Raw genomic sequence first — 8,685 nt, 5'->3', positions numbered from 1 at the left:
GGCTGCTAATATAAGATACGCACCGGTTAGTGAAAAATTTTTTATTTTCAACATACAAATTTAGATGATATGACCATTAAATTCAGCTGTTCCTGTACAAACAATCCTTCGTTTTAAATCGTCCAACAAGGAAAATGTTCTTCGTTCATTTATTTTGCCTCAAAGGTCTAGTGTCTTACTCACCAACCATACCGTCGTTATCACGATCGTCCATATAGGGGTATAACCAATGATCACTGGTTATTGGCATACTGAAACCTGCTTCTTTTGCTTCTTTAATCGTCACCTGTCCATTACCGTTTGTATCAACACTAGAGATATCACCGTTTGTGTTTGGACTAGTTGAATCTGAAGGCTCACTGCCTGTTAAACCGAGTGATTCGTTTACTTCATCAGGGTTCACATTGTCAAATGTATCAACGATCACATTACCCATTAAAGTATAGGTGTACTGATAACTTGAAGGAATCTGCGTTTCCGTATTTGGATATGTGATAATTGCTTCAAAATTAGTGACTCCGCCTGCGCTACGAATCACGTTTTCCATATAAGCTTGATCACCATGTCGGTTGAGCGTAATATCTTGCGGGGTAATATTATAAGCATTTGATACCCCTCCAAGAGAATCAGCAATGATATGCCCTTCATCTAAAACGTCACTTTCGACACCAGGAACCTTTGCCTCATCAGAGTAGTATCTGCCCGAAGATAATACTGGTTCGTTAAGGTCATCTTGCAGAATGATTTCGTCAGCAATGACACGTACTAGTTGCCTGTATTCATTCGTAAATGCCCAATATTCACGGTCTCCAAAACCAATGTCAACGACGACATTAGGTTCACGATATCCTGACAAATCGCCACCATCAACTTCAATTAATTTGTATCCTGAAAACAGTTCATCATTTGATTGGGCTGGTTCTTCCTCTTCTACTGGTTCATCGACAACCGTAGTTTCTTCTTCTTCACTATTTTCAGAAGTATTAACTGTGGTTAATTCTTTTGGATCTTTTTTTCCATCTTTAGTAGATGAATCTTCTACGTTGGTACAACCAACCATAAAAATGGTTGTTAAAAGTAGGATTAAATAATACATTTTCATTTTAGGACTCTCCTATAATAGTTTCATAACTAGATTAACATTATTAACCTATTGTTAATAGTACATTCCAAAATTAACCTTAATTCAGTATATACATTGTTCGTTGTGTGTAGTATTTAATTCAAATAAAGGAGTGTACAGATTCGAATTGCAACTCGAACTTTTTTGGCACTTACCACTCTGATTAACATGTACATTCAGCTTAAGAATTGATAAGAAAACGCAAAAAATCCCATCTCATTATTTGAGAAGGGATTATTCATAATTCAATACCTTAGAAAGGTCTCTTCCTTAATTCAGAACCATTGGCAAGATCTCTGATCCTCAATTTGAAGTTGCAGCTGATTCGGCAGTTTCAGCAAAATTAACTAATTTCCTTTATCGTTTTCATAAAATGGGGCGTTCCCAACGACCAAAAGTTTTTTAAGTTCATTAAAAATAGTCGAATTATTTTTAGTGATTTATAGGTTGCGTCATCTTCAATATTTAGATAACCCTGGTCATTGATTCCAACTCTATAGATTTGCTTCGTTCCTTTATGTATGATAACCATTGATAAATATCGGCCGTCATTTATTATACTTTTATATGGTACCCTAGTATATTGACTTTTGGAGAACTCACCCATTATTTTGTTTATTGTTTCATCATCCTCAATATCAATATTATAGACATGATCATATCTTTCATCTCTATAATCACCAAAATTAATTTTATCTACACTGTCCATTCCTTTTAATACATCATCCGCTGACAAAGGAATCCTATAATACCACAATAAAATCAGGGCTGTAATGACAATTGCAGCAAACATTCCGACGTAATATTTCATCCTGGTATTTCGCATAGAATACCCCCTGTACAAATCAAATCCCTAAAAATGCATCCTCAATTCTTTACTCCATAAAGTCAATAGCTTTGCTGGAACTTGTTCAAAAATGTAACTTCAGGGTTATCAAAGGGTTTGTGCTTCAAGAACTCGGAAAAAGGAATCATACTTTTCCAGTATTCTTTCATTAATTCCTCTTTTGATGGTAATCCTTTAACAAAGTGCCCTTTTCCTCCATCATAAAGATCCTCCAGATGGGCGAATAAATCACTTGATATATCGAAATTAAAAACTAAAATCTTTTCACTGAACATTGGAAATCGATAGTAAGGTTTTTCATAGGGTTCCAAATCTGCACCGAAAGCAATTTTGAAATCAATCCATTTTGGTAAATTTTCTGGCCTGAAACGATCTGTCAGTTCTGGAAAAAAATTCGCACCTCTTGAATACCATCTTGTTGCTGTTGTACGATTTAATCCTTCTTTTAAAACCCTTTGCGGCATATACTTAAGTCTCGATCATCTTCAATAACTATATGATATAAAAACAAAAGGTTACCTCCATTCATTAATCACAAATTTAAACTATACCCTTACAACACATTAATAAATTCGATAATAACTCTGGACGTTTTTTAGGTATAAAAACATCTCCAATAGCTACCACTGCATACCAGGAACGTTCGCTTCTGGCAGCTAATACGGGGTTGTCATAGATTAAATGGATCCTTAATCGTTTATTGGTTTCTATTGATGCAGATAACTCTTTGTAGACCTTCTCCATTTTGTCATGATCAAACACGCCCTCAATGGCTATTTTTCCATGCAGTCCGTTCCACCAGGCTAAAAAGGACTTCACACTTTCTGAGTAGCCGAATGAACCCGATTCATTCTTTTTAAACAACTTTTGATATAATTCTTTATCAAATTGAAGTATTCCATTGTGGTCATACATATGATCTCGGGAATTCTTTTCGACCGATGCTTTCCAGACTTCAGCAAAAGTTTCTTCAAATTCTCCCTCAAGAATCCCCCAAGTTGAACTATCGACATATGGAAACAAAGGTCTTTCAGCATCTTTATTCTTGCTGTTTAAGTATATGTTTTGAATAGTAATTAAATAATTTAGTGAGTAAGGCGCATTTACTTCCATTTCGAACCCACTCTGGTATTCTTCTTCAATATCTGGCATATTACAATCCTCCCTGTCCTTTAATTAAGTTGAATCTCACCTGGCTATACTCTCATATCTCCAATCCTTTTTAATATTCCAAGACATCTCCCTCTAAAAAGACCAAACCACTCACTTTTGATTGCTTCATCAAAGCACCAGAAGATGAAAGACGACACTACAGCGGTAAAAAAGAAGAAGCTGTTGTTCCATACACTATTTATCCAGTTTCCGTTATCAGCATCAAATATAAAAGTCGGTACGGCAACGAATAGCGCCCCGAGGAACATATGAATGAATCCCGCAGCTGCCATTCTTTTTACCCCTCCTGTCCTACGCATGAGAATATCAGATAAGATTGAAGACAGAATTCCATAGATTAAGATAATCGGCAGGATGTACATTCCTAAAAATAGCCCTACACCTGATTCATCAAGGATTAAGAACAGAATCACCATCATCATTGTCGCTCCTAATGCGGAGACTAGTTTTCTTATGAACATACCTACTTACCCCTCCTGCAAAAAAACGGACCAATCCATCCTTGCTCATGAGTGACGACGAATGTCCATTTATAGTCACGGTCGACAATATATAGATCCGCATATTCACCATCGGTCATCAACAAGTCTTTAGCCTTCAAATCCGATGCACCCTTTACCATCCACACCTCATCTGAATGCTGGAAGAAAATCAGGCAAGTATCTTTATATTGTTTGTCGAATGCCTGTTCCGCTTGTTCTTCCTTTTCACATTTTCTTTTTTCATAACTGAACAAATGCCACAAATAACCGCTCGCTCCGCCTTTATCATGAAGAAATATCTGCCTTTTTTCCTTTGGACTTAAATGTGATGCAAAGGCAGCCTCCCACTTTTGTCTTAAGTCATAACCGAAGTCTTCTGTCTTGCTGACTTGTATTTTTTTGCTTTTTAGTTTGTCATAGAAATCCATGCATTGCCTCCTGTTTTAAATGCCTTCCTTATCATTCTCTTTTTACTTGTTAGAATCCTCTTGTGAATTGTAACTGAAAGTTGAGGTTGTGTTTATTTTCATAGTTTATGATGTTCCTTGTTCAGGCACAATCCGAATTCTGTAACCCTGAAGGATCGGGAGAGAGTGCTGAAGATAGATTTTAGAAAAGAACATAGGAGGAAATATTCATGAAGAAAATGCTTTATTCTATCACAGACTGGGTTTCAACGAAACGCGGGATGTGGATTACCATCATTGCCTGGCTGGTGCTGATGCTTGGCTTGAGTGCAGGCCCGCAGCTGGGCGATTACAAAATCAACAACTTCCAATCGCTGCCGGATGAGGCAAAATCCATGATCGCCCAGCAAAAAACGGAGGAGTTTTTCCCGAATGAACAGGGTACTCCAGGCATTCTCGTTTTCCATAATGAGAACGGCGACATTAATCTCAACGAAGTGAATCAAATCCTGGATGGGATCATTTCAGAGAATATTGAAGGAATAAGGAATATCGTAGACACTCGTTCGCTTCCGCCACAAGCGTTAAGTGGGTTTATCTCCGAGGATCAATCGACGATGATTGTTCCGATGGAGCTTGAACAAGGGCTGGGCAATGACGAGTATGCTGAAATTAATGATAAGGCAACGGAAATTGGCACCGGAATTGCTGACAAGCTCGAGAGCACAGCATTTTATATCACGGGTCCAGCCGGGATTTCCGGTGATACAATCAAGCTTTTTGAGCGGGCTGATTTCGTGCTGTTACTGGCAACAGTCGGCATCATCCTTGTCCTGCTGATTGTGATCTATCGTTCGCCATTGTTGGCGATCATTCCATTATTGGCGACCGCCATTGTCTATCAGGTCGTAAACCAGAGTGTTGCCCTTTTGGGAGCAGGCGGACTTGAAATCAATAACCAGACCACCTCGATCATGAGTATCCTGCTGTTCGCAGCTGTTATTGATTATTCTTTATTTGTTTTCTCACGTTTCCGTGAGGAACTGAACCATTACGAAAATAAATTTGATGCGATGAAGCATGCGATGCGTGCGACTGGTGAACCTGTCTTTTTTGCCGGCGGAACGGTTTTAGCTGCGATGCTGGTACTGTTGTTCGCTGATTTCCGCGATTATCAAAACTTTGCTCCAATTTTCGGAACAGCGATGTTCTTCATTATGCTCGCTTCCGTGACACTGGTGCCAGCATTATTTACCTTATTCGGACGCAAGGCATTCTGGCCGAAGGTGCCAAAGTATGGTGTAGAAACAGAGGTCAAGCATGGAGTCTGGGGACCGATTGCCAGATTCGTTGTCAACAAGCCAGGGCTTTCCGGCGGTCTGGTCGCGATTATCCTGATTGTTTCTGCCCTGAACGTTTTCAATTTGGAATATGAATTCGACATGGTCAAAAGCTTTCCAGAGGATTTGCCTTCACGCGTTGGCTATGAAATAGTGGAACAAAGATATGATAAAGGTGAGCTAGCACCTGCTACTCTATTGATAGCAGCTGATAACTCATTAACAGAAGCAGATGCTGTCGAGATCACCGAGAAGCTGAAGAATGATGACGAAATTGCTTCTGTCCGTCTATTGGGTATCACCGAAAACAATGAAGCTGCCAAGTTCAGCATCGCCCTCGCGATGAATCCGTACTCAGTTGAGGCGATGAACTATATAGAGGAATTGCAGAATAAAACACCAGAAATTCTTGACGATTTAGGTTTGGAGGCTGAGGCATTTTATAGCGGCGTCACTCCAAAACTTGTCGATGAGCGCGAATACAATAATGGCGACATCATCAAAATCGTTTTACTTGAAACAGCCCTGATTCTTGGATTGCTCGTCGTCTTGACACGCCGCTTGAAAATGCCAATCTATATGATGGGAACGATCCTGCTATCCTACGTATCTGCATTAGGTCTCGGCGTATTCCTGATCGACGTGCTATTTGGGTATGATGCCATCAGCACCCGAGTGCCGGTTTATGCATTCATTTTCCTGGTCGCACTCGGAATCGATTATAATATAATCTTAGCGTCCCGCTTTATCGAGGAACGCAAGAAACATAATGTGAAGGAAGCACTAGAAATCGCCATCCGCAATACAGGCGGCGTGATTTCCTCAGCAGGGATTATCCTTGCGGCAACATTTGCAGCCCTGACGACAATGCCAATCGCCGATCTATTCATCTTCGGTTTCATGGTAGCGATTGGAATCCTGATCGACACCTTCCTTGTCCGAGGCATGCTGCTGCCGGCATTGATTCTTTTCTTTGAAAAAGACAAGCAAAAAAGTCCGGAGATTCAATAAGGAATAGAGAGGGGCCTCCTCTCTCATTCCCCTTTTAGGAGGCTGAAGTATGAGAATTTTGGTTGTTGATGATGATGTAAATATTCAAAGACTCGTAACCATCCATTTAACCCAGGAAGGATATCAGGTTTTCAAGGCAAACGATGCCGAAGAGGCGTTAACATTGCTTGAAAACAAGAATGTAGACTTGGCGATTGTCGATGTGATGATGCCCGGCATGAATGGTTTTGAGCTGACAAAGATTCTGACCGATGACTGGGAGATTCCCGTCATCCTCCTTACCGCAAAAGGCCAATTAAGCGATAAAGAAGAAGGATTCCTGTCAGGCAGCGAGGATTATATTGTAAAACCGTTTGAAGTGAAGGAGCTTTTATTCAGGGTGGCCGTTGTCCTCCGCAGGATGCAGCGGGCCATCGATTCGATTATCCAGATTGGAAATATGAAGATTGACCGCAACAGTTTTGAGGTGGAAATCAGTCAGGAAACGATCCTTTTTCCGTTAAAGGAGTTCGAATTGCTGAGCATCCTCGCCTCACGGATCAATAAAACCACTCCCCGCGCATCTTTGATTGAACAGACCTGGGGAGCGGACTATGAGGGCAGTGAGCAAACGCTGAACACCCATATCAACCGCATCCGGGATCGCCTGAAAAAGCACCAGGCTTCAGTGGAAATCCAGACGATCCGCGGAATTGGTTACAGACTCGAGGAAATGAAATGAAAACTTTGTACCGGAAATTCATCATCGCGACCCTTCTCATTCTGGGAATCAGCATTGTGATTGCCTTCATTTTAGCCAACTGGGTCTACATGACCTCGACGAGAGAACGGATTGACTCACAGAATGTAAAGGTTGCCGAAGAGGTTGCATCAAGTCTTGAGCAGATGCACTCGACATCCCACATAAGTTTCACGGGCTATCTGGACTCGATCAGCAAACTGGGCTATCAACTTTATGTGCTGAGTGACTCGGGCGAGGAATTCTTCTTTGGCGAACCTTTTTCGAAAAAAACCTTCCTGATGACGCTTTGAAGGTTGTGGAGGATAAGAAAATCTACCATGGAATGGACAATTCACCATCTCCATGGATGATGATGAGTCATTTTTCCAATCAGCTGGATAATACCGTTGGCGTCCCCTTTACGATTGGAGACGAGGACTATGGCTTGTACCTGAGACCAAATAACAAATTGTTATTTTCCGACGTCCATGTTATTTTTGCCTGGTTTTTCGTCGCGGTTTCAATCGTCAGCATCAGCGGCGTCATCTGGTTTGCGAAACACCTGATCCAGCCGATCACCAAGCTGACAGAAGCCACCAAGGAAATCACAAGAGAAAACTTCAACTACCCTTTGAACATCCATCGGAGAGATGAAATCGGTCAGCTTGCCGAAAGCTTCAGTCGGATGCAGGTCCAATTGCAGCACAATGATGAAGCGCGAAAATCCTTCATCAATAATGTATCCCATGACTTTCAGTCACCATTGATGAATATCCAGGGATATGCGGAGCTTTTAAAAACTCAGGCACTCGATGAGGAGCACCTTGAATATGTCGATATTATCGACCAGGAATCAAAGCGGCTATCCAATTTGACGAAGCAGCTGCTGTTGCTTACCTCACTGGACCAGAAATCGTATCCAATGAAGCTTGGCGTCACAAGGATTGACAAACAAATCAAGGATACGGTCAGAAGGCATCAATGGCGGATGGAGGAAAAGGAGATTGAGATTTCCTATCATCTCCCCCCTGCCCCGATTCTCGCTGATCCGGAACTTTTGATGACCGTCTGGGACAACCTGCTCACGAATGCGATTAAATACAATCAAAACGGCGGCAGTATTTTTATCCAGATTAGCGAAAACGACGACAATGCCACGGTCTCCTTCAAGGACACTGGAATCGGTATGAACAAGGAGCAAGCTTCAAAGATCTTCGAAAGATTTTACCGCGTTGACGCTGCTCGAAAGAAAGATGGAACAGGTTTGGGATTGTCGATTGTCAAACATATTATTGAATTACACAATGGAAAAATAGAAGTGGAGAGCGAGATTCAAATAGGTACCACTTTTACGATAAAGCTCCCTAAAGACAAACAGACGGAGGAATAAAAATGGAACAAACTTGGAGTATTCGGCTTATACGATTCGCAGCGATCTTTGGATTGATTGGAACATTCATGGGCTCACATATGGCGGGTGCAGGCGACTATGCCATGCGCCCGATCCACGCCCACATCCTGTTAGTCGGCTGGCTATCCGTATTCGCCTGGGGAATCTTTTACAAAAACTATAAAATTAAA

Annotated in this window: 9 protein-coding genes and 2 pseudogenes; 5 read left to right on the top strand and 6 right to left on the bottom strand. The window is 41.2% G+C overall.

The window, feature by feature from the left end:
• Nucleotides 1-175: 175 nt before the first annotated feature.
• The 6 genes from JCM21738_RS19925 to JCM21738_RS19900 form a co-directional block, all read right to left on the bottom strand.
• On the bottom strand, nt 176-1,102 hold the full coding sequence (locus tag JCM21738_RS19925) for a DNA/RNA non-specific endonuclease (protein WP_023614526.1): 927 nt from the start codon (nt 1,100-1,102) through the stop codon (nt 176-178).
• 364 nt (nt 1,103-1,466) lie between these two features.
• Nucleotides 1,467-1,949 carry a hypothetical protein gene (locus JCM21738_RS19920; RefSeq protein WP_035209995.1) on the bottom strand — a complete coding sequence of 161 codons (483 nt, stop codon included), beginning with the start codon at nt 1,947-1,949 and terminating at the stop codon, nt 1,467-1,469.
• 62 nt (nt 1,950-2,011) lie between these two features.
• Complete coding sequence (locus JCM21738_RS19915) at nt 2,012-2,434, bottom strand: hypothetical protein (protein WP_243463109.1); 423 nt, start codon at nt 2,432-2,434, stop codon at nt 2,012-2,014.
• Between the two features lie 76 nt (nt 2,435-2,510).
• Entirely contained in the window at nt 2,511-3,122 is a 612-nt protein-coding gene (locus JCM21738_RS19910) for a hypothetical protein (RefSeq protein WP_023614529.1), read from the bottom strand.
• A gap of 44 nt (nt 3,123-3,166) precedes the next feature.
• Nucleotides 3,167-3,604: a hypothetical protein gene (locus JCM21738_RS19905; protein WP_023614530.1), complete on the bottom strand. Its 438-nt coding sequence runs from the start codon at nt 3,602-3,604 to the stop codon at nt 3,167-3,169.
• 2 nt (nt 3,605-3,606) lie between these two features.
• On the bottom strand, nt 3,607-4,053 hold the full coding sequence (locus JCM21738_RS19900; protein ID WP_023614531.1) for a DUF4275 family protein: 447 nt from the start codon (nt 4,051-4,053) through the stop codon (nt 3,607-3,609).
• Nucleotides 4,054-4,262: 209 nt separating this feature from the next.
• Here JCM21738_RS19900 and JCM21738_RS19895 point away from each other — a divergent pair, with 209 nt between their 5' ends.
• From JCM21738_RS19895 to JCM21738_RS19880, 5 genes and pseudogenes are all read left to right on the top strand, one after another.
• Nucleotides 4,263-6,383, top strand: a complete 2,121-nt coding sequence (locus tag JCM21738_RS19895) for an MMPL family transporter (protein WP_023614532.1) — start codon at nt 4,263-4,265, stop codon at nt 6,381-6,383.
• Nucleotides 6,384-6,432: 49 nt separating this feature from the next.
• On the top strand, nt 6,433-7,104 hold the full coding sequence (locus JCM21738_RS19890; protein ID WP_023614533.1) for a response regulator transcription factor: 672 nt from the start codon (nt 6,433-6,435) through the stop codon (nt 7,102-7,104).
• Nucleotides 7,101-7,747: pseudogene (locus JCM21738_RS27935) on the top strand (sensor histidine kinase); the annotation flags it as partial. The gene JCM21738_RS19890 and the pseudogene JCM21738_RS27935, both read left to right, overlap by 4 nt.
• Before the next feature lie 42 nt (nt 7,748-7,789).
• Nucleotides 7,790-8,494, top strand: a complete 705-nt coding sequence (locus JCM21738_RS19885) for a sensor histidine kinase (RefSeq protein ID WP_500778556.1) — start codon at nt 7,790-7,792, stop codon at nt 8,492-8,494.
• A 2-nt stretch (nt 8,495-8,496) separates the two neighbouring features.
• Nucleotides 8,497-8,685 (top strand): annotated as a pseudogene (locus JCM21738_RS19880) (hypothetical protein); the annotation flags it as partial.

Origin of the sequence: Mesobacillus boroniphilus JCM 21738 (assembly GCF_000517385.1) — a bacterium.
Classification (GTDB): Bacteria; Bacillota; Bacilli; order Bacillales; family Cytobacillaceae; genus Mesobacillus; species Mesobacillus boroniphilus.
The sequence above is the reverse complement of the archived record's forward strand: the minus strand, read 5'-3'. Positions and strand labels throughout refer to the sequence as shown.